The 23,168-nt window shown below is 70.1% G+C and carries 23 protein-coding genes and 1 pseudogene; 13 read left to right on the top strand and 11 right to left on the bottom strand.

Translation table 11 applies throughout. The features are described 5' to 3' along the window. Positions 1–16: 16 nt before the first annotated feature. Positions 17–481 carry a MarR family winged helix-turn-helix transcriptional regulator gene (locus CCN37_RS02310; RefSeq protein WP_246842768.1) on the bottom strand — a complete coding sequence of 155 codons (465 nt, stop codon included), beginning with the start codon at positions 479–481 and terminating at the stop codon, positions 17–19. A gap of 85 nt (positions 482–566) precedes the next feature. Between CCN37_RS02310 and CCN37_RS02305 the strand changes: the two genes are divergently transcribed. Next, positions 567–1,517, top strand: coding sequence for an NmrA/HSCARG family protein (locus tag CCN37_RS02305; protein ID WP_086818933.1), 951 nt, complete (start codon positions 567–569; stop codon positions 1,515–1,517). 94 nt (positions 1,518–1,611) lie between these two features. Beyond that, complete coding sequence (locus CCN37_RS02300; protein ID WP_086818932.1) at positions 1,612–2,022, top strand: hypothetical protein; 411 nt, start codon at positions 1,612–1,614, stop codon at positions 2,020–2,022. A gap of 584 nt (positions 2,023–2,606) precedes the next feature. Here the strand turns inward: CCN37_RS02300 and CCN37_RS02295 are convergent. Beyond that, positions 2,607–3,362, bottom strand: a complete 756-nt coding sequence (locus tag CCN37_RS02295) for a hypothetical protein (RefSeq protein ID WP_086818931.1) — start codon at positions 3,360–3,362, stop codon at positions 2,607–2,609. An 88-nt stretch (positions 3,363–3,450) separates the two neighbouring features. Between CCN37_RS02295 and CCN37_RS02290 the strand changes: the two genes are divergently transcribed. From CCN37_RS02290 to CCN37_RS02280, 3 genes are read left to right on the top strand one after another with little or no spacing between them, the layout of a single operon-like run. Further along, complete coding sequence (locus tag CCN37_RS02290) at positions 3,451–3,912, top strand: GNAT family N-acetyltransferase (RefSeq protein ID WP_210407834.1); 462 nt, start codon at positions 3,451–3,453, stop codon at positions 3,910–3,912. Between the two features lie 36 nt (positions 3,913–3,948). Beyond that, a complete protein-coding gene (locus CCN37_RS02285; protein ID WP_086818929.1) occupies positions 3,949–4,686 on the top strand; it encodes an SDR family NAD(P)-dependent oxidoreductase in 738 nt (245 codons plus the stop codon). A 16-nt stretch (positions 4,687–4,702) separates the two neighbouring features. Then, the gene (locus CCN37_RS02280) at positions 4,703–5,128 is read left to right on the top strand and encodes a MerR family transcriptional regulator (RefSeq protein WP_086818928.1); all 426 of its coding nucleotides are present in this window, start codon (positions 4,703–4,705) and stop codon (positions 5,126–5,128) included. Here CCN37_RS02280 and CCN37_RS02275 read toward each other — a convergent pair. From CCN37_RS02275 to CCN37_RS02265, 3 genes are all read right to left on the bottom strand, one after another. Then, positions 5,043–6,395 carry a carotenoid oxygenase family protein gene (locus CCN37_RS02275; RefSeq protein WP_086818927.1) on the bottom strand — a complete coding sequence of 451 codons (1,353 nt, stop codon included), beginning with the start codon at positions 6,393–6,395 and terminating at the stop codon, positions 5,043–5,045. The two genes, CCN37_RS02280 and CCN37_RS02275, sit on opposite strands and share 86 nt — an antisense overlap. A gap of 109 nt (positions 6,396–6,504) precedes the next feature. Continuing rightward, positions 6,505–6,858, bottom strand: coding sequence for a hypothetical protein (locus CCN37_RS02270; protein WP_086818926.1), 354 nt, complete (start codon positions 6,856–6,858; stop codon positions 6,505–6,507). A gap of 574 nt (positions 6,859–7,432) precedes the next feature. Further along, positions 7,433–8,599, bottom strand: a complete 1,167-nt coding sequence (locus CCN37_RS02265) for an NAD(P)/FAD-dependent oxidoreductase (protein ID WP_086818925.1) — start codon at positions 8,597–8,599, stop codon at positions 7,433–7,435. Positions 8,600–9,047: 448 nt separating this feature from the next. On the opposite strand from CCN37_RS02265, the gene CCN37_RS02260 reads away from it, so the two are divergent. The 5 genes from CCN37_RS02260 to CCN37_RS02240 all read left to right on the top strand — a co-directional run bounded on the left by CCN37_RS02260 (position 9,048) and on the right by CCN37_RS02240 (position 14,013). Continuing rightward, on the top strand, positions 9,048–9,809 hold the full coding sequence (locus CCN37_RS02260) for a DeoR/GlpR family DNA-binding transcription regulator (RefSeq protein WP_210407838.1): 762 nt from the start codon (positions 9,048–9,050) through the stop codon (positions 9,807–9,809). Between the two features lie 70 nt (positions 9,810–9,879). Then, a complete protein-coding gene (locus CCN37_RS02255; protein ID WP_086818924.1) occupies positions 9,880–11,229 on the top strand; it encodes a sugar ABC transporter substrate-binding protein in 1,350 nt (449 codons plus the stop codon). A gap of 8 nt (positions 11,230–11,237) precedes the next feature. Then, a complete protein-coding gene (locus tag CCN37_RS02250) occupies positions 11,238–12,185 on the top strand; it encodes a carbohydrate ABC transporter permease (RefSeq protein WP_086818923.1) in 948 nt (315 codons plus the stop codon). Next, complete coding sequence (locus CCN37_RS02245; RefSeq protein WP_086818922.1) at positions 12,185–13,018, top strand: carbohydrate ABC transporter permease; 834 nt, start codon at positions 12,185–12,187, stop codon at positions 13,016–13,018. Before CCN37_RS02250 ends, CCN37_RS02245 begins: the two co-directional genes overlap by 1 nt. Further along, a complete protein-coding gene (locus CCN37_RS02240; RefSeq protein WP_086818921.1) occupies positions 13,018–14,013 on the top strand; it encodes a zinc-dependent alcohol dehydrogenase family protein in 996 nt (331 codons plus the stop codon). The genes CCN37_RS02245 and CCN37_RS02240 overlap by 1 nt, the downstream gene beginning before the upstream one ends. A 90-nt stretch (positions 14,014–14,103) precedes the next feature. Here the strand turns inward: CCN37_RS02240 and CCN37_RS02235 are convergent, their stop codons facing one another. Further along, the gene (locus CCN37_RS02235; RefSeq protein WP_086818920.1) at positions 14,104–14,343 is read right to left on the bottom strand and encodes a hypothetical protein; all 240 of its coding nucleotides are present in this window, start codon (positions 14,341–14,343) and stop codon (positions 14,104–14,106) included. Further along, positions 14,340–14,630: a DUF6247 family protein gene (locus CCN37_RS02230; protein ID WP_143261382.1), complete on the bottom strand. Its 291-nt coding sequence runs from the start codon at positions 14,628–14,630 to the stop codon at positions 14,340–14,342. The genes CCN37_RS02235 and CCN37_RS02230 overlap by 4 nt, the downstream gene beginning before the upstream one ends. A 175-nt stretch (positions 14,631–14,805) precedes the next feature. On the opposite strand from CCN37_RS02230, the pseudogene CCN37_RS42240 reads away from it, so the two are divergent. Beyond that, positions 14,806–15,408, top strand: a pseudogene (locus CCN37_RS42240) (BTAD domain-containing putative transcriptional regulator); the annotation flags it as partial. Positions 15,409–15,432: 24 nt separating this feature from the next. Here the strand turns inward: CCN37_RS42240 and CCN37_RS02220 are convergent. After that, positions 15,433–15,840, bottom strand: a complete 408-nt coding sequence (locus CCN37_RS02220; protein ID WP_086818918.1) for a hypothetical protein — start codon at positions 15,838–15,840, stop codon at positions 15,433–15,435. Positions 15,841–15,876: 36 nt separating this feature from the next. Then, complete coding sequence (locus tag CCN37_RS02215) at positions 15,877–18,738, bottom strand: BTAD domain-containing putative transcriptional regulator (RefSeq protein ID WP_086818917.1); 2,862 nt, start codon at positions 18,736–18,738, stop codon at positions 15,877–15,879. 103 nt (positions 18,739–18,841) lie between these two features. Between CCN37_RS02215 and CCN37_RS02210 the strand changes: the two genes are divergently transcribed. Both CCN37_RS02210 and CCN37_RS02205 read left to right on the top strand, forming a co-directional pair. Continuing rightward, positions 18,842–20,092 (top strand): hypothetical protein, encoded by a 1,251-nt coding sequence (locus CCN37_RS02210; protein ID WP_086818916.1) that lies wholly within the window; start codon positions 18,842–18,844, stop codon positions 20,090–20,092. 190 nt (positions 20,093–20,282) lie between these two features. Next, positions 20,283–20,594, top strand: a complete 312-nt coding sequence (locus CCN37_RS02205; protein WP_086818915.1) for a hypothetical protein — start codon at positions 20,283–20,285, stop codon at positions 20,592–20,594. Between the two features lie 16 nt (positions 20,595–20,610). Here CCN37_RS02205 and CCN37_RS02200 read toward each other — a convergent pair whose 3' ends face one another. Then, positions 20,611–22,290: a serine/threonine-protein kinase gene (locus CCN37_RS02200; protein WP_086818914.1), complete on the bottom strand. Its 1,680-nt coding sequence runs from the start codon at positions 22,288–22,290 to the stop codon at positions 20,611–20,613. Next, entirely contained in the window at positions 22,287–23,093 is an 807-nt protein-coding gene (locus CCN37_RS02195) for a hypothetical protein (protein ID WP_246842767.1), read from the bottom strand. Before CCN37_RS02195 ends, CCN37_RS02200 begins: the two co-directional genes overlap by 4 nt. Positions 23,094–23,168 lie beyond the last annotated feature (75 nt).

The following is a 23,168-nucleotide window of genomic DNA, read 5'->3' as shown; positions in this document are numbered from 1 at the left end:
GGTCAGGCGGGGTGGGTCAGGTGGGGAGGGTCTTGATGCGGGCCAGGACGGCTTCGCAAGCTTCGCCGAATGCCTGGAGCTGGTGGGGCGTGAGGGCGTCGACGAAGGCTTCGCGGACGTTGGCGACGTGCAGCGGGGCGGCGGTCTCGATGGCGGCGCGACCGGCCTCGGTGAGCACGACGTCGGAGTAGCGGGTGTCCTTGGAGCACTGCTGCCGCTCGACGAGGCCGCGCTGCGCCATCCTGCTGAGCTGGTGGGAGATGCGGCTCTTCTCCCACTGCGTCGCCTCCCCCAGCTCGTAGGCGCGCATCCGCCCGTGCGGCGACTCGGAGAGCTCCACGAGGATGCGGTAGTCGGCCGGGGACAGACCGGACTCGCGTTGCAGGCTGGCGCCGAGGCGGGAGTTGAGCATCGTCTCCATCGCCTTGAAGGCACGCCACGCGCGTTGCTGCTCCTCGGTCAACCACTCCGGTCCGCTCACGAGCCCCAGCGTACCCCTCAGGTTGACGTATCACCCCGACCCGAGCTACGTTCAGGTTGATACATCAATCCGAAGGAGCGGGGTCATGGGCGAGCAGAAGATCATCGCGGTCACCGGGGCCACGGGGGCGCAGGGCGGCGGTATCGCGCGGGCGATCCTGGCCGAGCCGGAGTCCGGTTTCACCGTGCGCGCGCTGACCAGGGACCCGGAATCGGCCTCCGCCAAGGAACTCGCCGCGCTGGGCGCCGAGGTCGTGCGGGCGGACTTCAACGACGAGGCCAGCGTGCGCGGCGCGTTCGAGGGCGCGTACGGCGCCTACCTGGTGACGAACTTCTGGGCGCACGGCTCGGCCGACAGGGAGCGCGCGGAGGTCGAGGTCCTGGTCCGCGCGGCGAAGACGGCCAACCTCCAGCACGTGGTCTGGTCGACACTGGAGGACACGCGCGAGCTGCTCCCGGTGAGCGACGCGCGGATGCCGGTGCTCCAGGAGCACTACAACGTGCCGCACTTCGACGTGAAGGGCGAGGCGAACGCGCTGTTCACCGAGGCGGGCATCCCGACGACCTTCCTCAACACCACCTACTACTTCCAGGGCTTCACGGAGTACTTCCCGCCCAAGCGCGGCGAGGACGGCGTGATCACGCTGGCCCTGCCGCTGGAGGACGGCAAGCTGCTGGCCGGCGTGGACTCCGAGGACATCGGCCGCACCGCCTGGGAGATCCTCAAGCGCGGCAAGGAGTTCGTCGGCCGCACGGTGAGCATCGCGGGCGAGCACCTGACCGGTGCGCAGTACGCGGAGCGGTTCGCGGAGGCACTCGGCGAGCCGGTGCGGTTCCAGTCGATCCCCTACGACACCTTCCGCACCTTCGACTTCCCGGGCGCGGTGGAGATCGCCAACATGTTCCAGTACTACGGCGACTTCGACGCGGAGTTCACCGGCGCCCGCGACCTGACCGAGGTGCGCGCGCTGAACCCGAGGCTGAAGGACTTCGCGAGCTGGCTGAGCGCGAACACCTCGGCCTTCCGCGAGTCCTGAGCGGATCGACGTTCCTGATCTTGACGTGCGGTGCGCGGCGGGGGCCGCTTTGCTGACAGTTGTCCGAATTGTCGCATTTCTCCGAGGAGTCCCCGTGCGTTCCGCCGCCGCCGTCCTGACCGGTCTCACCCTCGCCGCCACCGCCGTGCTCGCCCCCGCAGCCGCTGCTGCGACCCCGACCTCCTTGTCCACCAAGGGCTTCCTGAGCCGGGACAGCTCGCAGCCGCTGTGGATGGCAACGGTCACGCTGACCTCGACGCTCTCCGAGAAGGGCACCACCAGGCGGGTGGCGGGCGCGACGGTCACCTTCACCAGCACGTGGGACAACGGCGCGCTCTGCGAGGCCGTCACCACCGCGTCGGGCATCGCGACCTGCTCCGCCGAGATCACCGACGAGCGGACGCTCGTCGCCATCCAGTCCAGCGACGGCTACCGGGCCACCTTCACCGGCTCGGCGAGCCACGCGGCCGTGCAGACCGGCGGCTCGGCGAGGTGGGCGCACTAGGCCCTGTAGGTCACCGAGTTCACCAGAGGACGGCGCCCGGTAACAGCCAGCGCTTCTGACTCAGCGTCGAAGATCGTTCTCCGTGCGGCTTCTCGCCTCACGGAGAACGATCCGCGCCGAGGTTCCCCGACGAGCGGGCACTACGCCTAGGACCACCAGTCCATGTTCCAGCGACGGGTTCCCGGCTGGTAGTAGTAGCCAGTCGGACAGAGAACTCTGACGGTCGCACCGTTACTGCCGAGCAGGCTGCTGAATTTCTTGTCCGGGCCGGTGAGTGGACCCAAAACGGAGCACTTGATATTGAGAACGTACTTTCCGTAATCACACTTCGCGGAGGCGCCACCGCGCCCCTCCGACGGCCAAGAACACGCGAACGGATTACTGGCTGAGGCCGGAGAGCCGACGAGCACGCTGCCCGCGGCGACAAGTCCGACCACAGCAACCCTCAACAACATTCGAAAACTCCTCGCACGCGCGACCAAAGCTTGATTGTGTCGCGCAGCTTAGGGAGCGTGATCACATGCCGCCACGAGTTCAGTCTGCGGTGAATGACATGACGAAAATGCGAAGATAAGGACCCGCCCCTAGAAGCTGAGTTCGACGACGAGGGCTGGGTGGTCGGTCGTGCCACCCATCCCCACCGTGGAGCTCTTGACGAAGGTGAACTTCGTCGAGGCGAACACGTGCTGGAGATCGCCGTCGCCCTTGCGGTAGAAGCCGGTGCGGTTGCAGTCCTGGACGTCCGGGTTTCCCTTGTAGCGCAGGTTCATGTCACCGGAGAACAGCGCGGGCGCGGTGCGCGCGTAGCCCTCGACGCGGCCCATCAGCTCCTTGCACTGCGCGAGCGCGACCTGGCCGTCCCACGCCGACAGGTGCGTGGTGCACGCGCTGATCCGCCCGGCGGGCAGACATCCCCAACTGCGCTTCTCCGAGCGGCTGTCCTGCTTCGTGAAGACACCGCTCTGCCCAGCCGCTGAGCCCGCGAGCGCGCTCGCCACCAGGATCGCGTTGCCGTAGTCCTGGCCGTTCTTGCACTTCACCGGGTTGCCGTCGCGGCGAGCGGCGACGAACAGCGACTTCACCGTGCCCATCGCGGCGGCCAGCGGGGCGACGTCGCCGGAACAGCTCTCGTTGAGGGACAACACCTGCGGCTTGACCGAGGCGATCACCTCCTTCGCCTTGGCCATCACCCTGTCCCCGGTGAAGCAGCCCGCGGCGCCGCTGTGGCAGAGGTTCAGCTGGAGGACCTTGACCGGTGTGGCCGCAGCCGCGACCGGGGTCGTCGCCGCACCGACCGCGAGGGTGGCGACGAGGACGCTCAAGACCTGCCTGGTGCGCATGGAACCTCCCGCGTGAAGTGGTGACTCGAATGCTCTCCCAAACGTGAATTCTTGGCAATTTTATGCTCTGTGCTGGTAGAACTTTCCGGTGAGCTGGACAATGCGCGCGCTGGACCTGGCGGATGACCGCACGGCTGATGCCGTGCACCGGATCGGACTGCGCGCCTACCGCGTCGAGGCGGAGCTGATCGGGTTCGACGGGATTCCCGCGCTGCACGAGACGCTCTCGGAGATGCGCGCCGAACCGCTGCGCTGGCTGGGCGCGGTCACCCCGAGCGGTGAACCGGTCGCGTTCCTGGCCTGGCAGCGCACTTCCGAGGGCGAGGTCGACATCGACCGGCTGTGCGTCGACCCGGACTGGTTCCGCAAGGGCCTGGCGAGCGCGCTCGTCGACGAGGTGCTGCGCGAGGACGGGCCGGTCATCGTCTCCACCGGTGCGGCCAACGCGCCCGCGATCACCCTCTACGAGCGCAAGGGTTTCGTGCGCACGGGCACCTTCAGCCCGGCGCCGGGGCTCGATCTCGCGACCTTCCGGCTCGACCGCGCTTGACCTTGTCGTTGGCGGCAGGGTTGGACGATCGCCGGCATGAGCAGAACAGTCCTGATCACCGGGGCGGGAACGGGCATCGGCCGGGCGAGCGCGCTGCACTTCGCCGAGCACGGCGCGAACGTCGTGATCGTCGGCAGACGGTCCGAACCGCTCGCCGAGGTCGCCGCGCACAGCAGCGCGATCCACGCCATCGCCACCGACATCACCTCGCCGGGCGCGCCGGAGCGGATCGTCGCCGAGGCTGTTGAGCGCTTCGGCGGGCTCGACGTGCTGGTGAACAACGCGGGGATCGTCCGCGCCGAGCTGATGGGCGCGATCACCCCGGAGGCGATCGCCGCGCAGCTGGCCACGAACTTCGTCGCCCCGGTGCTGCTGACCCAGGCCGCCGTGCCGCACCTGCGTCGCGACAACGGCGTCGTGGTCAACGTGTCCACCGCCGTCGCGCTGCGCGGCTGGCCGACGAGTTCCGTCTACGCGGCAACGAAAGCAGCGGTCGACACGTTCACGCGGAGCTGGGCGGTGGAGCTGGCGCCGCAGGGCGTCCGCGTGGTCGCCGTGGCGCCCGGCGCGATCGACACGCCGATCGCCGAGCACCAGGGCCTCTCCCCCGAGCAGCGCGCGGCGACGCGGGACTGGCAGATGGAGCACACCCCGCTCAAGCGCGTCGGCACCGCCGAAGAAGTAGCGTGGGCGATCGCCGGGCTCGCCTCGCCGAGCGCGAGCTTCGTGACCGGTGTCGTGCTGCCGGTGGACGGCGGTGCCGTTGTGGCGTGAGCGTGCTGGAGGGGCGATGCGGATCGGCGAGCTGGCCGAGGCGACCGGGGTCACGCCCCGCGCGCTGCGGCACTACGAGGAGGCCGGGCTGATCAGCTCGCGCAGGCTCGCCAACGGCTACCGGGACTACCGGGAGTCCACTGTGGACCGAGTGCGCAACATCCGGTTGCTGGTGGACTTCGGGCTCACCCTGGAGGACGTGGAGTTCTTCGTCGGCTGCCTGGACGGCGACCTGCTGGCGGCGCCGCCTGCCCCCGCCGCGCTGGACGTGGTTCGGCGGCGCCTCGACGTGCTGGAGCAGCGGATCACCACCCAGGTCTCGCAGCGGGACCGGCTGCTCAACGCCTTGGAGCGCTTCAGTCCTGAGTCGGGAACCACTCGCCGTGGAAGCCCGCTGGCACCCGAACCGGAAGGTGCACGACGGCGACCGGCTCCGCGCTGAGCGTGCCCGCGTCGAGCACGACCAGGTCGGTGCGGTCGCGCTCTGCGTCGTGCACCAGGCTCATCAGCCAGCCGTCGTCCTCGGCGGAGTCCTTGGCGCGTGGGATGAACACGGCTTCGCCCGCGAAGCGCGACGCGCCGAAGTCCTGCACCTGCGTGGTCCCGGCGACGCGGTCGTGCTTGGCGATCCCGCGCCCGGCGAGGTTGCCGACTTCGCCGTGGTGCAGCGCGACCCCGTAGCTGTAGCGGTGGTTGGCGCCGATCATGCGCTCGTCGATCCTCGGGAACTCACCGGCGAGGTCGTCGACCTGTCCACTGTGGACGGTTCCGGCCTTGAGGTCGAAGGTCCAGCGCCACAGCACCGGCGCCACCTCCAGCGGCTTCCACCACGCGGAATCGAACACGCGCTCGTGCCGGAACGCTTCCAGGACAACGCGATCGCCGTCCTCGTAGGCGTTGGCCGTGTGGTAGACGAAGCACGGCTCGATCTCGAACCAGCGGATGTCGGCGTTGGTGCCGTAGCGCGGCATCAGGCCGATCCGCGAGCGGCGGCCGTCCTGCCAGACGTAGGGGTAGAACCCGAGCTTCGCGGCGTCCTGGTTGAAGGTCACCGGCAGGTCGTAGATCACCACGTGGTTCGCGGTGAGCGCCGTGTCGTGGATCATCGGCTTGTCGTCGATCTCGATGCGCTCGACGCCGGTCACCGCGCCGTCCGCGCCGACGACGACGAGCTGCCCACCGTTCTCCGCCGCCGAGTACGTGACCGCGAACAGCTCCCCCGTGCTCGGGTCGCGCTTGCTGTGCGCGGCGTACCCGTGCGGCAGCTTGCCCTCGAAGTCGTTGTAGGACACCGTCGCCAGCTGCTCGTCGAGCACCACCGGCAGCGCTCCGGCCTCCGAGACCGCCATCAGCTTGCCCGCGTGCCGGATCACGTGGGTGTTCGCGGTGTCGTGCGCCGCCGTCGTCGCGCCGAGCACCGGGGCCTCGCCCAGCTGCCCGGTCACGCTCGGCACGCGGACCCAGCGGTTGCGGTACCACTGCGCTTGGCCGTCCCGCAGGCGCAACCCGTGCACCATGCCCGATGCCATGAAGGGGTGGTAGTGCACGGGGTCCATGTCGCCGATCGCGTTGGGCCCGATGCGCAGGTAGCGGCCGTCCAGCTCGTGCGGCAGCGCTCCGGTGATCTTCAGGTCGTACGCCGTCGTCTCGACGTCGACGGGCCCCTGGTTCCCGGTCAGGTAGGGGTTGTCCACTGGTGCGAGGGTCATCGCGGCTCCTCCATAACGCTGTTTTGAATGAACCGTAACAGCGTTTCGAGAACCCGGCAAGAACGGGGCACCGGTTCGCGACCGGTGCCCCGCCCGATGTCGCCGAAGCTCAGCGGCGCAGGGTGACGCAGTTGCTCGGCACGTACAGACCCGAGTACTGACCGGCCATGAGCTTGATCAGCTTGTCGGTCGAGCCACCGCAGTACCTGCCCGGGCCGCTCGGCGTCGTCCTCGTCGAGCACGCGGACTTCACCGTCGTGCCCTTGGCGAGCTTGGGGTGGACGTGACCGACGGGGTAACCGTGGTCGTCGACGACCGGGGCCGCGTGGCCCTTGTCGACCTTGACGGAGCACTCGGCCTTGGCCGCGACCGCGTTCGAGGGAGCGGCGACCGCCGTGCCGCCAGCGATGACCGCCGAGGCGATGAGGCCGCCAACGACCAGGGAGACCTTCAAGATGCGCATAACTTCCCTCTCACTGTGACGCCGGGGCCGTGATAGCCCCGTGATCCGACGCCACAATGAAGCCACACGAACGCACTTCAGCACCGCGTCCAAGAAGACCGACTTTTTACCCAACCAACCCGGAAAATCTGGAAGAAGCAGGTCAACGCGTTGGCGCTCTCGCCGCCACCTCTCGTTTCAGCAGCTCAGAGGACTCGTCACACCATTCAGTGAACGCCAAGAACGGCGATCTCGATTTCGGAGCAAGCCGAAAAACGAACCGCAGTAGCGTTTCGTGACGGCAGCCTGGACCGAAATCTCGCGACGAGGTCGCACCGTTTCGATCGCAGAAGAGCGTGCACTCGACTAGCGGCACGCCGGTCACGCCAGGCGTTCCCGGGTGGGCGAGGGTGGCTTTCGCACGGCCGGGGAACCCCCCACTTCAAGCATTGCTCAGGCGCGTGGAGGAAAGCGAGCCGGATCATGGGCTGGGCGGAATTCGCTTCACTCCGGCACCACGTGCGCCTGGAAGGTGCGTACCCGATGTGGCATTCGTTACGTCTGACGAAACAAATGCCGCATTGGGCACGAAAGCTCAGGGGTTGGCGCGCGGGGCGTAGGGCTTGGTGGTGCGCGTGGTGGAGGCGGCGGCGAAGGCGTAGCCGAGCATCTCGTTCTCGTACTCCGCCTTGGCGCGGGCGAGGGGGACGCGGCGGCGGGCCACGTCGATGAGGCGGTGGCGCAGGACGGCGGCGTCGCGGAGCGCGACGTTGGCGCCCTCGCCGCGACCGGGCGGGACGGTGTGCACGGCGTCGCCGAGCAGGGTCACGTTGGTGGCGCTCCACCGCTCAACGGGGCGGGCCATGCGCATGGGCATGCCGACGGTCTCGGCGGGATCGCCCTCGGCGATGATCCGCTGGAGCGCGGGGTGCCAGTCGGCGACGAGGTCGCGCGCGGCCCAGTGCGGGGACAGCCCGCCGGGGTTGCCGTGCAACGAGATCGACCACGACAGGTAGTCCGGGACGGCGGTCAGGCCGGGGACGCGGCGCACCCGGCAGGTGGCGACGGACATGGAGGCGCCGTCCGGGCCGAGCACCCGGGAGACGGTGTCGACCAGGATGTCGGGCAGCCACGAGGCGGAGTCGGGGCGCAGCACGGTCCGGCCGCGCAGCGAGTAGCCGACGACGTCGAACTCGGCGTCGGGCACCACCTGGGAGCGCACGACCGAATCGGTGCCGTCCGCGCCGACGAGCAGGTCGCCGATCATGGTGAGGCCGTCGGCGAACTGCGCGCGCACGCGACCGCCGCTGACCTGGTCGAAGCCGGTGAGCGTCCGGCCGAACTGGACCCGGTCGCCGAGCCCGGCGAGCAGGATCTCGCGCAGCGTCAGCCGGTTCAGCACGTAGCCGGAGTCGGCCCTCGGCAACGGCTTGGCGAACTTGGGCTCCAGGTCGGTGGTCAGGAAGGTCATCAGCGTGGCCGGGGCGATCGAGGACCGCTCGCACAGCTCGACCAGCGCGCCGGGCAGGCAGTCGCGCAGCGCGCGCTCGCCGTCGGCGTTGACGACCATCCGGTAGCCCTGGTCGCCGTCGCGCACGGTCGCGTGGCGCTCGAAGACGGTGACGCCGATCCCGGCCTTGGCCAGGCCCTGGGCCAGGCACAACCCGCCGACACCACCACCGGCGACGAGCACGTGCAACGGCCGGGGCTGGCTCTCGGCCGGGTGCGTCGTCGCCGGTTGCTGCGGCGGCGGTGGCTGCATCACGGACACCTCTCTTGCGGGGTCGGCAAACCATAGCGAGATCGGCGTAACCCGGGCGGGTGAGCACGCCGCCCGGTCGCTCGGATGCGACGACCGGTTATTTCCCACCTCACGACGCTGTGCGGTGCCGCCAAACGGGTGGCGCGCCCGGACTGAGGGTGACCGGGAAAGCCCGATCGTGGCGCCGGAGCTTGCCTGGATGGGGCGAAAACGACCATGAATCGGGCGGAACGGGCCGAGCACCGCCGTCGCCCGGGCAGCACGGCCGCGACCTGCGGCCTCAGATGCCTGATCAGCCCTGGTAGCGCTCTCACGAACCGGGCAGAATTCGGGCGTCACCGAAGCGGGTGTGGCACTGGCCACACACCGCGCACGGTGTTAGACCTATCCCCAGCCCGAACGGGCAGTGCCGAAGTCCGAACGGTCACGGGGCGGAGGGATCGTGCAGATGCAAGCCGAGGAGCGCAAACGCCGCATCCTGGCCAAGGCCCGCGCCGACGGCAAGGTCGACGTCATGGAGATCGCCGCCGAGCTGGCCGTGGCCCCCGAGACCGTGCGCAGGGACCTGCGCGCGCTCGGCGAGCACGGCCTGGTCCGCCGTACCCACGGCGGCGCGTTCCCGGTGGAGAGCGCGGGCTTCGAGACGGGGCTGGAGTTCCGCTCCGCCTCGATGGTCCCGGAGAAGCGCAGGATCGCCCGCGCCGCGGCCGAGCGGCTCGACGACGCGGAGACCGTCTTCATCGACGAGGGCTTCACCCCCCAGCTGATCGCGGAGGCGCTGCCGACATCCCGGCCGCTGACCGTGATCACCGCGTCGCTGCCGACCGCGGCGGCGCTGTCCACCTCGCCGTCCACGACGGTGCTGCTGCTCGGCGGCCGGGTCAGGGGGCGCACCCTGGCCACGGTCGACCACTGGGCGCTGCGGATGCTCGCCGACATGGTCATCGACCTGGCCTACCTCGGCGCCAACGGCATCTCCCGGGAACACGGGCTGACCACGCCGGACCCGGTGGTCAGCGCGGTGAAGGCGCAGGCGGCCCAGGTGTCGCGGCGGCGGATCTTCGTCGGCGTGCACACCAAGTTCGGCGTCGCCAGCTTCAGCCGCTTCGCCGCCGTCTCCGACTTCGAGGCGATCATCACCGACACCACGCTCACCCCGGCCGAGGCGCACCGCTACGCCGCGCTCGGGCCGAAGGTGATCAGGACCTAGCACCCGCACGCACACCAGGGGCCGCCGCGCGCGGACGGCCCTCGCTCCGCCCTGCCCGGAAGGAAAGACAATGACGTCATTCACGCGGCTGGCCGCCGTCGGACTCGCACTGGCGGTGAGCACGACGGCCTGCGCGGGGGCCGGGGGCATCGGCGACCCGGACGACCCCGAGTCGATCAACGTGCTCATGGTCAACAACCCGCAGATGCTGGACATCCAGAAGCTGACCGCGGAGCACTTCACCAAGCGCACCGGCGTGAAGGTGAACTACACCGTGCTGCCGGAGAACGACGTCCGGGACAAGATCAGCCAGGACTTCACCAGCCAGGCGGGCCAGTACGACGTGGCGACGCTGAGCAACTACGAGGTCCCGATCTACGCCAAGAACAACTGGCTGGAGCCGCTGGACGCCCACATCGCCGCCGACCCCGGCTTCGACCAGCAGGACGTGCTGGAGCCGATCCGGCAGTCGCTGACCGCCGCCGACGGCAAGGTCTACGCCCAGCCGTTCTACGGCGAGTCCTCCTTCCTCATGTACCGCAAGGACATCTTCGCCGCCAAGGGCATCACGATGCCCGAGCGCCCGACCTGGCAGCAGGTCGCCGAGGCCGCGGCGAAGGCCGACGGCGCCGAGCCGGGCATGAAGGGGATCTGCCTGCGCGGCCAGCCCGGCTGGGGCCAGCTGATGGCGCCGCTGACCACCGTGGTGAACACCTTCGGCGGCACCTGGTTCACCAAGGACTGGCAGGCCAAGGTCGACTCGCCGGAGTTCGTCGAGGCCACCAAGTTCTACGTGGACCTCGTGCGCGAGCACGGTGAGGCCGGTGCCCCGCAGGCCGGGTTCGCCGAGTGCCTGAACAACATGACCCAGGGCAAGGTCGCCATGTGGTACGACGCCACCTCGGCGGCGGGCCTGCTGGAGGCGGCCGACTCCCCGGTGAAGGGCAAGCTCGGCTTCGCCCAGGCGCCGGTGGTGAAGACCAAGAGCTCGGGCTGGCTCTACACCTGGGCCTTCGCCGTGCAGAAGGCCAGCAAGAAGCACCAGGCCGCGTGGAAATTCCTGTCCTGGGCCTCCGGCAAGGACTACGAGCGCGTGGTGGGCGAGGCCAAGGGCTGGTCCAGCATCCCGGACGGCAAGCGCGCCTCCACCTACGAGCGGCCGGAGTACCTGAAGGAGACCGGGTCCTTCGCCGAGCAGACCAAGATCGCGATCTCCTCGGCCAACCCGCGCGACCCCGGACTGCAACCCAGGCCCGCCAACGGGATCCAGTTCGTCGGCATCCCCGAGTTCACCAACCTCGGCACGCAGGTCTCCCAGGAGGTCAGCGCCGCCATCGCCGGGCGCGGCTCCGTCGAGGACGCCCTGCGCGCGGCACAGCGGCTGGCCGACAAGGTCGCGGCGAAATACCGGAAGGGGTAGGAGTTCACATGGCCACCACCGTCTCCTCCGTGCAGACGCCCCCGAGGAAAGCGCCACCCAAGCCGCCCAAGGGACTCAGTTCCGCCGCGCGCTGGGCCCGGCGCGCGCCGCTGCTGCCCGCGCTGATCTTCACCATCGCCGTGACCCAGCTGCCGTTCGTGGCGACGCTGATCATCTCGTTCACCCAGTGGAACTCGCTGGCACCGGAGAACCGCGGTTTCGCCTGGCTGGACAACTACATCGCGGTGATCACCGACCCGAACCTGCGGTCGTCGGTGCTGACCACGGTGCTGCTGACCGCGAGCGTCGTGCTGATCAGCCTGGTGCTCGGCCTGGGCATCGCGCTGCTGCTGGACCGCAAGTTCCGCGGCCGGGGCCTGGTGCGCACCATGATGATCGCGCCGTTCCTGGTCGTCCCGGTCGCCGCGGCGCTGCTGTGGAAGCACGCGCTCTACAACCCGGAGTACGGGCTGTTCAACGGCGTGCTCAAGTGGATCTTCGGTGAGTCCGCCGCGCAGCCGGACTGGATCAGCACGATGCCGCTGACCGCGGTGATCGCCGCGCTGGTCTGGCAGTGGACGCCGTTCATGATGCTGATCCTGTTGGCGGGACTGCAAAGCCGCCCGCAGGACGCGGTCGAGGCCGCCTTCATCGACGGCGCCAGCGGCTTCCAGGTCTTCCGCTACCTGACGCTGCCGCACCTGCGCCAGTACCTGGAGCTGGGCGGGCTGCTCGGCTCGATCTACATCGTGCAGAACTTCGACGCCGTCTTCACCATCACCTCGGGCGGTCTCGGCACCGCGAACCTGCCCTACACGATCTACCAGACCTTCTACCAGGCACACGACTACGGCCAGGCGTCCGCCGCGGGTGTCGTCGTGGTGATCGGCTCGATCCTGATCGCCAGCTTCGCCCTGCGCGCGGTGTCCTCCCTGCTCCGAGACGAGGCCAAGTGATGAACACGACGCTCAAGCGGTCCTGGAAGCCTTGGGGCGCCTTGGCTTGGCTTTCCGGCATCCTGTTCGTGCTGCCGGTGCTGTGGATGGTGCTCACCTCGCTGCACACCGAGTCCGACGCCGCCACCAATCCGCCGTCGCTGTTCGCGGGCCTGTCGTTGCAGGGCTACGAGGAGTTCTTCGGCGCCAGCACCGGCCAGAGCCCGTGGCCGCCGCTGATCAACTCCGTCAGCGCGAGCGTGGGCTCCACTATCCTGGTGCTGCTGCTGGCCGTCCCCGCCGCCTACGCGCTGTCGATCCGGCCCGTGCAGAAGACCTCCGACGTGCTGTTCTTCTTCCTCACCACCAAGATGCTGCCGATGGTGGCCGGTCTGCTGCCGATCTACCTGATCGCGCAGTACAGCGGTCTGCTGGACAACATCTCGTTCCTGGTGGTGCTCTACACGTCGATGAACCTGCCGATCGCGGTGTGGCTGATGCGCTCCTTCCTCGCGGAGATCCCCAAGGAGATGCTGGAGGCCGCCGCGCTCGACGGCGCCGGGCTGATCACCACGCTGCGCCGGGTCGTGGCGCCGGTTGCCATCCCCGGCATCGCCGCGACCGCGCTGATCTGCTTCATCTTCAGCTGGAACGAGCTGCTCTTCGCCCGCGTGCTGACCGGTGTCGTCGCCGGGACCGCGCCGGTGTTCCTCACCGGCTTCGTCACGAGCCAGGGCCTGTTCCTGGCCAAGATGTGCGCGGCGGCGACGATCGTGTCGCTGCCCGTGCTGATCGCTGGATTCGCCGCCCAGGACAAGCTCGTCCAGGGCCTTTCGCTAGGAGCTGTGAAGTAGTGAGAGCCGCCGTCATCACCGCCCCCGGCGAGGTCGAGGTCACCGAGGTGCCCGACCCCACCCCGGGTGCGCGCCAGGTCGTCGTGAAGGTCTCGGCCTGCGGGCTGTGCGGCACCGATCTCCACATCCTGCAAGGAGAGTTCGCTCCGACGCTGCCCGTGGTGCCCGGCCACGAGTTCGCCGGTGAGATCGTGGAGATCGGCAGCGCGGTCACCGAGCTGGCGATCGGCGACCGCGTCGCGGTGGACCCGTCGCTGTACTGCCACGAGTGCCGCTACTGCCGCGTCGGCCGCAACAACCTGTGCGAGCGGTGGGCCGCGATCGGCGTCACCACCGCGGGCGGCGCCGCCGAGTACGCCGTCGCCCCGGTCGCCAACTGCGTCAAACTGCCCGACCACGTGCGCACCGAGGACGCCGCGCTGATCGAGCCGCTGTCCTGCGCGGTGCGCGGCTACGACATCCTCCGCTCGCAGCTGGCCAGCCGCGTGGTGATCTACGGCTCCGGCACCATGGGGCTGATGATGCTGGAGCTCGGCAAGCTCACCGGCGCGGCCAGCATCGAGATGATCGACGTCAACCCCGAGCGCCTGGAGACCGCGCGGCGCCTCGGCTGCACCGCCGCCGCGGCCAGCGCCGACGAGCTCGACCGGCCGGAGGGCTGGGACGTGGTGATCGACGCGACCGGCAACGAGAAGGCCATCCAGGACGGGCTCGGCCGCGTCGCCAAGGGCGGGACCTTCCTGCAGTTCGGCGTCTCCGACTACTCCGCGCGCGCCACCATCGAGCCGTACAAGATCTACAACCAGGAGATCACCATCACCGGCTCGATGGCCGTGCTGCACTCCTTCGAACGCGCCGCCGACCTCTTCGCCGCCGGCGCGCTCGACCCGGAGATCTTCATCAGCCACCGGTTGCCGCTGGGCGACTACGTCTCCGCCCTCGACGCGTTCAAGCGCGGTGAGGGCCGCAAGATCCAGGTCCTGCCGGGGGCGTGAGCACCCGGTCTCGGAGGAGAGGGCTCGCGGTCCGACCTACCCCCAGGGGTCGACCGCGAGCCCTTTCCCTTGCGGCTCAAGCTAAAGAACTCAGTAGAACTGCGCGCGCCAAACCACCACCCGCACCACGGAGTCGTGGACCGAATAGCAGACAACCCCGTGGTCGCCCATATCCCCGTAGTACAGGTCTTCCTTCGGCATGTACCGGCCCGCACCATGCGGATCGCTCAACAGCTGTCGCCGTTTTCGCTCGAACGCGGCCTTCGCAGCAGCAGGTGCGCTGTCGACCGTCGCTCTCGCGACGTCCGCAATGATCACCTCGTAGGTCATGACGGCCCGTCTTCCTCGTAGATCGGCGCCGGGCTCAGGCCGGACTCGTCTCCCGCGCGGTAGCGCTCGATCGCGGCATCCACCTCGGGGTCCGGGTTGCTGACGCCCCACGCGGCGGGCCACCACGCCTTGACGACCGCGGCGAGGCGGTCGACGTCGTAGTCCTCGGCCGTCTTCACCAGTGCTTCGCGGAACTCGTCCTCGAAAGCCGTGCGCGCCTCACCACTGAGCGCGGCCCAGACCGCCGGGCCGGTCTTCGGCACCGTCACGTGGTTCTCGCTCGTCATCCCGTCCTCCTGCGGCTCGTCCAGCCCATCCTGCCGCGCGGTGGGCGCCAACTCACCGCATTCGGCCTGGAGCGACCGGCACTTGCTGACGTGTTCCCCCGGAAGTGCGCGCCACCGCTCAGGCGTTCGGCAGCCGGTTAAGTGGCGGTTAAGGTCGCTCTCCGAGGCTCTGACCATGCGTTTTCGCGTTCTGGGTGCGATCGGGGTCGAGGGGTCGGCGGGGCGGCCGGGGTTGGGTGGGCCGAAGCAGGCGACGGTGCTGGCGGCGCTGCTGCTGCGGGCGAACCGGCTGGTCAGGGTGGAGTCGCTGATCGAAGCGCTGTGGGATGAGGACGTGCCGCCGACGGCGGTGGCGACGGTCCGGACCTACGCGTGGCGGCTGCGGCGGGCACTCGCGAAAGCTGAGCCGGGCGGTGCGGATCGGCTCGTCACCGAGTCGGCGGGGTACCGGATCGTTGTGCGGCAAGGGGAATTGGACCTCGACGGGTTCCGTCGCCTCGCCGGAGAGCGCGCGGTGCGGCGTGCGCTGGAGCTGTGGACGGGACCGGCGTTGGCGGGCGCGGCTGGGCGGCGGATCGAGGCGGAAGCGGCGCAGCTGGAAGAAATGCGGCTGGCGGCGGTGGAGAACTGCGACGAAGCCCTGCTGCCGGAGCTGCGTGAGCTGGCGCGGGCGCACCCGTTCCGCGAACGGCTGCACGGGCGGCTCATCGCGGCGCTGCACGCCAATGGTGAGCAGGCGGAGGCGCTCGCGGTGTACGGGCGGCTGCGGGCGGCGCTCGCCGAGGAGCTGGGCATCGATCCGTCAGCGCAGCTCCAGCGGCTGCACCTGCGGGTACTTGCCGGAGAACCCCCAGAAGCGACGGCGCCGTCGTGCTCCGTGTGCGGCGAGGCCGTAGACGGACACCAGGCTTGGGCCGGGAGCCGCCCAGCGGTCGAGCAGGCGCAGCCCGGCCATGCGGGCGATCACGTCGAGCACGGCGACGTGGTGTTCGGCGTGGTCGAAGGTCTCCAGCACCACGCGCCCGCCGTCGGCGAGCCGGGCCCGCGCCAAGCGCAGGATCTCGATGCGGTTCTGCGTGCTGGCCGCGCCGCAGACGCCGTGCGCCAGCAGCACGACGTCGAAGCTGCCCTCGCCGGGCAGCTCACGCGCCCTGAGCACGGTGCCACCCAACGCGGTGACGAACTCATCGACTGTCCGGTTGTCCCCCATGCCGCCAAGCTAGAAGCCGGTGATAGCAAGGAAATCTCACGAGCCGAGCAGCTCCCGGACGGACTCGGTCTCGGGCATCCCGCGCTCCTCGAGCCACGCCAGCGCCGAACGCCACCGCGCGACCGCGTCCTCACGTCTGCCCAGCTCGGCGAGCGTGCGGCCGATCTCGACGTCCGTGGACGCGATGCCGTACTCCTCGCCGCACTCCTCGAACTCGGCGAGCGCGCGCAGCAGGTGCTCAAGGGACTCCTCGTGCCTGCCGAGCCGGCGCAGCGCGGTCCCGACACCGCGCACGCAGCGCGCCGCCCCGCGCGGATCACCGGCCTCCCTGATCGTGGGCTCGGCGCGGGCGAAGGCGCGCATGGCCTCCTCGTGCCGTTCCAGGCCGTCGAGGGAGTCGCCGACGATGCTCAGCGCCATGGCCTCGGCCCACTCGTTGCCCAGCTCCCGCCAGGTGTCGATCGCGCGCTCCAGCACCTCGATCGACTCCTCGTAGCGCTTGGCCAGCTTCAGCAGGATGCCCAGGTTGTGCAGCACCAGCGCGGTGATGCCGGGCTCGTCGCGCCGCTCGGCGATGGCGAGCGAGCGCCGGTAGCACCCCTCGGCCTCCTCCAGCGTCCCGGTCTCCTCCAGCGCCATCGCGAGGTTGCCGAGCGCGGCGAGCTGACCGCGCTCGTCGTCGGCTGCCTCGGCGACCGCGAGCGCTTCCCGTTGGTAGCGCGTGGCTTCGTCATAGCGGCTGGCGCCGTAGTGGGCCAGGCCGAGGTTGCTGAGCATGCGGCTCTCCGCGCCCGCGTCCCCGAGCTCGCGCGCGGCGGCGAGCCCGGCCTCGGCGACGTCGAGCCGGGCGCGGAAGTGCTTGGCGCGGTCGAGGTGCGGCACCAGCGCGAGCGCGATCTTCCACGTCAGTTCGCCGGCCCCGGCGGCGAGGGCGACCGCGATCGCGTTCTCCTCCTCCGTGCCGAGCCAGGTGTTGGCACTCAGTGCGTCGGCGAACTCCGTCCCCTTGACGGCTGCCGTCAAGGGAGGCAGCTCGATGGCCGCCAGCTGGCCGGGCATGGCCGCCGACACCGCAGCGCACACCGCGTGCAGGCACCACAGCGACAGCGTTTCGCGGAGCGCTCCGGTGTCGTCGACCTGCGCGGCCAGCTCGGCGGCGAACTCGCGGAGCAGGTCGTGCATCCGGTACCGCCCGGGCCGGGGTTCCTCGACGAGGTGGGCCTCCACGAGCACGGCGAGCGAACCGTCCACATCGGACTCGACGAGGCACGCGGCGGCGTCGACGCCGAACGTCGGCCCGGGGATCACGCTGAGGCGGCGGAACAACACCCGCGCCGCTTCAGGCAGGGCGTAGTAGGACAGCGCGAAAGCCGATCGCACGGCGGCTCGCGGGTCCCCGGGGATGGCCAGCTCGGAGAGCCGACCGGCGCGCAGCCTGGCCACCATGCCCGCCACGCCGAGATCCGGGTGCAGCAGCAGGTGCGCGCTGACCACTCGCAGCGCCAACGGAAGCCCCGCGCACTGCTCGGCGAGTTCTTGTGCCGCAACGGGATCGGCGTCGATCGTCGCGGAGCCCACGATGCGGCGGACGAGCAGCACCGACTGCTCGACGTCGAGCACGCCGGCCGCGATCGGGCGCGCCTCGTTGAGCGCCACCAGTCCGCCGAGGCTGCTGCGACTGGTCACGAGCACGCCGCAACCGGGCTCGCCGGGCAGCATCGGCCGGACCTGCTCGGCGTCGCCCGCGTTGTCCAGCACCAGCAGCACACGCCTGCCCTTGAGCCTGCTGCGCAACGCCGCCGACGCCTCGTCGGGGTCGGCGGGCACCGACTCCGGCTCCGCGCCGAGCGCGCGCAGGAACCGGCCCATCGCCTCCGCCGGTGCCATCGGCGCGCGTTCCCCGAAGCCGCGCAGGTCGACGAAGAGCTGCCCGTCCGGGAATCTGTCCACAATGGAGTGTCCGAAGTGGACGGCGAGCGCGGTCTTGCCGATCCCGGCCTGGCCGGAGACGACGGCGAGCGGCGCGGGACCGGAGAAGACCTCCGCGAGCCGCTCCAGCTCGCGCTCGCGACCGGTCAGCACGGCCGTCCCGGCAGGCAGCTCCGCCGGACCGTCCGAAGTGGACTGAACGCCGACGATCTCGCCGATCGGGACGGCGGCGAGGATCTGGGCGTGCCGCTCGCGCAGCGCCTCCCCCTGCTCAACGCCCAGTGCGGACACCAGGGTCTCGCGCGCCGCGCGGTAGGCCTCCAGTGCGTCGGCCTGCCGCCCGGCCCCGTACAGCGCGGCCATCAACCGCACCCAATGGCCTTCGTTGAGCGGCTGTTCCGCGGTCAGCGCGCGCAGTTCGCCGACCGCTTCGGCGAACTTCCCGAGGCCGAGCCACGCGTCCGCCCGGTGCTGCCGGGCCGACCAGCTCAGCTCGTCGAGCCGGACGTGCTCGGCCGCCAACTCCTCGCCCTCCGGCACGTCGGCGAAGGGCTGCGACCGCCACAGCGCGACGGCGTCGTCCACCAGCGCCAGCGCCTTGCGGTGCTCGCCACGGTCAACAGCGGCGCGCGCGGCGAGCACCAGTGACTCGAAGCGCATCGTGTCGGCGTCCCCGTCGGCGACGCTGAGCACGTAGCCGCCGGGCTTGGTCGTCAGTGCCCCGTCCCCGAGGAACTGACGCAGTTGGTGCACGAAGACCTGCAACGCATTGGCCGCGGAGTTCGGCGGGCGCTGGGCCCACAGCTCGTCGATGAGCCTGCTCGACGAGACGAAGCGGTTCGCGTGCACGATCAACAGCGCCAGCACGGTGCGCTGCCGCCCGGAGCGCAACACCCGCCAGCCGTCCTCCGCGCGAACTTCGAGCGTTCCCAGCAACCGGTACCGCGGCGGATGAGCCCATGTCCCCACGGCGCAAGCCTAATGCCGTCCGGCTCCGATCAGATTGTATAAAGCGAGTATGGCGGGCGTTTAGCGTCGCGGATCTCGGTTCCCGGAGTGAAAGGACCGCGCCGTGCCCCTGCCGCGCATCTCGAAACTGCTGTCCGTCGTCGCACTCGCCGCAGCGGTCTTCGCGACACCCGGAGACCCGTGGGTCGCACTGGACAACCAGTCCAAGGAGTCCGGGAAGTTCCTCACCGGAATCGACTTCGACGCCGCGAACAGCGGCTGGGCGGTCGGCGACCACACCGACCACAACAGCGGCAAGACGACCGCGCACATCAGGCGGTGGGACGGCACGAAGTGGACCGATTCCGCCGCCGGTGACCTCGCGGGCAAGGACGTGTCGCTGAACCAGGTCGCCGCCGTCAGCGCGACCGACGCGTGGGCGACCGGAGTACCCGTCGCGGCACCAGAGGCGCGCAGGGCCACGCGCTCGCCTCGGCCGCACTCCCCGCTGCCGTACCGCGACGAGCAGCGCCGGTTCCAGGCGGGCAAGGCCGCCGCGGCCAGCGAGCCGTACGTGCTCGCGCACTGGGACGGGCAGAAGTGGACCTCGGTCGCGGCGCCGCAGCCCGGCGCTGACAAGAGCGCGCTCGTCACCGATCTGGAGCGGGTCGGCGACCACGCGCTCGCGGCGGGCTACGAGCACAAGAGCGATCCCGAGACCGGTGTGCCGTCGGAGCAGACGCCGTTCCTGGACCGCTACGCCGGCGGCAAGGTGCAGCGGCTGGAGCTGCCCGCGCAGCTGACCGCCAAGCCCAGCGCCGTGTTCAGCGTGACGGGCAAGAGCGCCGACGACGTCTGGATCTCCGGCGCGTTCCTCACGCCGGAGAAGGACACGCCCTACGCGGCGCACTGGGACGGCAAGGCGTGGGCGCTCAGCGAACTGCCCGTCACCGAGGCGTTCCCCAACGGCTGGAACGCCGACCAGGTCGTCGCGATGGGCGGCACCGTCTACGTCTCCGGCCGCTCGCTCTACACCGACGGCACGCTGACCACCGGCTACCGCTACGACGGCAAGACGTGGACGGAGTGGACCGAGCGCGGCCTCGCCGAGATCAACGACCTGTCGGTGAGCTCGGACGGCAGCAACATGGTCGCGGGCGGTTGGCCGAGCGTGGGCAGCAACATCAGCCAGTACGCCAGCTTCGACGGCAAGGCGTGGACCAGCCACGAGCAGCCCGCCGCGATCGCGGGCAAGGACGGCCAGGTCCTCGGCGTCGCGCACCTGCCGGGCTCCGACCGCGCGATGGGTGTCGGCTACACCAACGACGACAGCGAGTGGGGCGGCACCTACTACATCACCGCCAGCAAGCCCTGAACCCGCCCGCGCTGAAGCCCTGAATGACTCATTCAGGTACTTGGGGGTCCCGAATGAGTCATTCAGGGCGCAACCACGCCCGAGGACGGGCTCCGAGCGATTTCACGCACAGCGCAACAGCTGCCCTCTCTGCCAGGATCGGCCGGATTCGGCATTCAGCCGGGTTCGGTATTCATCGGGAGGAAGAACCATGCGTGGATTCACGCGTCTGCTGGCCGTCACCGCGATCGCGGTCGGAGTCCTGAGCGCACCGGGCACGGCCGTCGCCGGCGACATGTCGATCCAGGCGCCCCCGCCAGGGTGCAAGGGGGAGCACAACGGCTCCACCTTCGCCAAGGCGACGTGCTCTACCTACAAGCGCTACCAGGTCAAGGTCACCTACTGCCGCATCCAGTGCAACACGGAGTACGGCAACGCCGTCGACCGCAACGAGACGTCGGAGCTCCACTTGCCAGCTGGCGGCGGCATCACCGATCTGGGTGTGCACATCATCTCGTCCTGACACTCAGGCGAGGGGGTCAGCGGGCGGAGCGTTCGGTGGCGAGGACCAGGCAGGGGGCGGCGAGCGCTCCCGCGAGTGCGCATGCCAGGCCGTACGGGAGCGCTGGTTCGTGCTGGGACATAACGGAGATGAACGTCCACACGGCCAGGCCGAACAATGCGCCCAGCGGGATCGCTGTGTAGCGTGCCGACGGTCGGCGGTAGCCGCGTCGGACCGTGCGCATCGTGGATTCCAGGTAGGCCAACGCGAACAGGCCGAGCAGCAGGCTTCCGGCGCCCATCGCGGAGGCGAGTGGGTACTGCTGGGTGAGCAAGGTGAACTGGCGCACCGCGTCCGGCTGGCCCGGGCGTGCCCAACGGACTTCGGCGGTGACCGCGCCGCCGACGATCCACCGTGCGAGCGCGGGCATGTGGACTTCGGTGGCGAACGCGCCGTTCCTGTTCGGTGTGACCGCAGCGCTCGCCGCCGTGGCCAAGGGCACCGTCGCTCCCGAGAGGGCGATCTGGACCGGGCCGGTGATCGGTCCGACTCCGGTCACCGCGATCGGCTTGCTCAGGTCGACGGTGACCGCTTCCGCCACCGGCGCGCCGTTGATCGACAGCTCGGCGGATTCGAGGTGCGCGAGCCGGGCGGGCGTGGTCAGCGCGAGCACCACCACGGCCACGAGTGCCACTGCCGCGAGCAAAGCAGGCACGAGCGCTCGTGGTTGGCGTCGGCCGGGGTCGACGAGTGTCGCGTCGGCGGATGACGCGGGCGGTGTGGACGTCGCGGGCAGGGCGATCGTCGCACTGGAGGAGCGGCCCGTGCCGGAGAGACCCGCGAGAACTCGCGGGGTGAGGTGCAGGACCGGGATTCCGGAGCGCTCCAGCCAGCCCTTGCCGTACACGGTGGTCGCGGCCGATGCGAGGTCGGCGGCGAAGGACTCCGCTTCCCGGTAGCGCTCGGGCAGCTCCCGCGCCAGGCTGCGCATCACCACCGACGCCAGTGGCTCCGGCACGCCCTGGATCTGTCGCGGGTCACCGAATATGTGCCGCCGCATCATGGTGAGCGCGCCGCAGTCGCGATCGAAGGGCAACTGGCCGGTCAGCAGCTCGTAGAGCACCGTGCCCGCCGAGTAGACGTCGGCGGCGGGGGTGAGCGCGTTGCCCATCGCCTGCTCCGGCGCGATGTAGGCGGGGGTGCCGAGCACCTCACCGCCGTGGGTGACGAGCGTGGCCCCCTCGCTGATCACCTGCGCGATGCCGAAGTCGGCGACCTTGACGGCTCCGCTGGCGTTGAAGAGCAGGTTCTTCGGCTTGACGTCCAGGTGCAGCACACCGGCCAGGTGCGCGGCGTGCAGCCCGGAGAGCATGGCCAGCGTGATCGCGCACGCCTGCTCGCCGGTGACGCCGCCGGGCCGCATGCGGTCGAAGACCGTGCCGCCGTCGAGCTTCTCCATCACCAGCAGGTTCCGCACGTAGTCGTAGACCGGCACGATGTGCGGGTGGTCGAGGCTGGCGAGCACCCGCGCCTCGCGGTCGAAGCGCGCGCTCGCCCCGTCCCGGTCGCCGATCTCCGGTGGCAGCTGCTTGATCGCGACCTGGCGGCCGAGCGAGCGGTGCACCCCGGCGAAGACCTCGCCCATGCCACCGGAGCCGATCCGCTCGCCGACGGAGTACTGCGGCAGCGCCCTGATCATGCTGAGCGGGGCGGTCATCGGAGGTCCTCGGTCGTGGTGTCCAGCTTCTTCGTGGTCACACCGACGCCCGGGTCCTCCGGCGGCGCGGGGGCGGGCACCGGGGCCGGGTGCGGCGTCAGGTAGCCGAGCAGCAGCCCGATCACCGCCGCGCCCAGCACGACCGGGATCTCCACGGACGGCTCAGGTGGAACGAGTCTGAGCACCGAGAGCGTCACGACCGCGACGAGTCCCGTGCCGACCCCGGCGGGCAGGAAGCGCAGCGCGCGCCGCCACCGGTTGGCCGAGAGCTTGTGCCTGGCAAGGGCGAGCAGCGCCGAAGCCCAGGCCAGCGCGGTCAACACGAGCAGCGCAACGCCGAACGCGCCGTAGACCGACCACAGCGAGCCCTTCACGTCGCTGACCGTGCTCACCCCGCCGAGCGACTCCCGCTGCGCACCGACCACTTCGACCGTGGTGGGCAGCAATCCAATCGCTTGCCCCGCGAGGTCGGCGAAGTCCAGAACTAACGTCCTGGTAACGCTTTCGCCAGCCGGCACGTCAAAGGGGAAAGTGGTGTCGTAAGCGAAGAAGGTCAACGCCAGCGCGACGCCCTTGACCCGCACGCTGCGCACCCGCAGCGGGGAATCGCCCCTGTTGACCGCCGTCACGGTCAGCTCGACCGGCTTGGCGGGGTCGATCGTCACGGCGTTCCCGGCGATGTCCTTGCCGTCAAAGGCGACCGCGATGCCCAGCGGTTCGGCCGCGAGCGCGGGCGATCCACCGAGAAGGACGGCGAGAGCGGCCACGACGAGCGCAACCCCGGAGGCGATCAGGCGTCTCATGGGCATCCCGTTGTCGAGGGTGATGACTGGCTCGGGGATGCTACAGCGCCCCCATCACGTTCCCGGACCAACGCG

It is taken from the genome of Allokutzneria sp. NRRL B-24872 (genome assembly GCF_002155965.1).
Classification (GTDB): Bacteria; Actinomycetota; Actinomycetes; order Mycobacteriales; family Pseudonocardiaceae; genus Allokutzneria.
The sequence above is the reverse complement of the archived record's forward strand: the minus strand, read 5'-3'. Positions and strand labels throughout refer to the sequence as shown.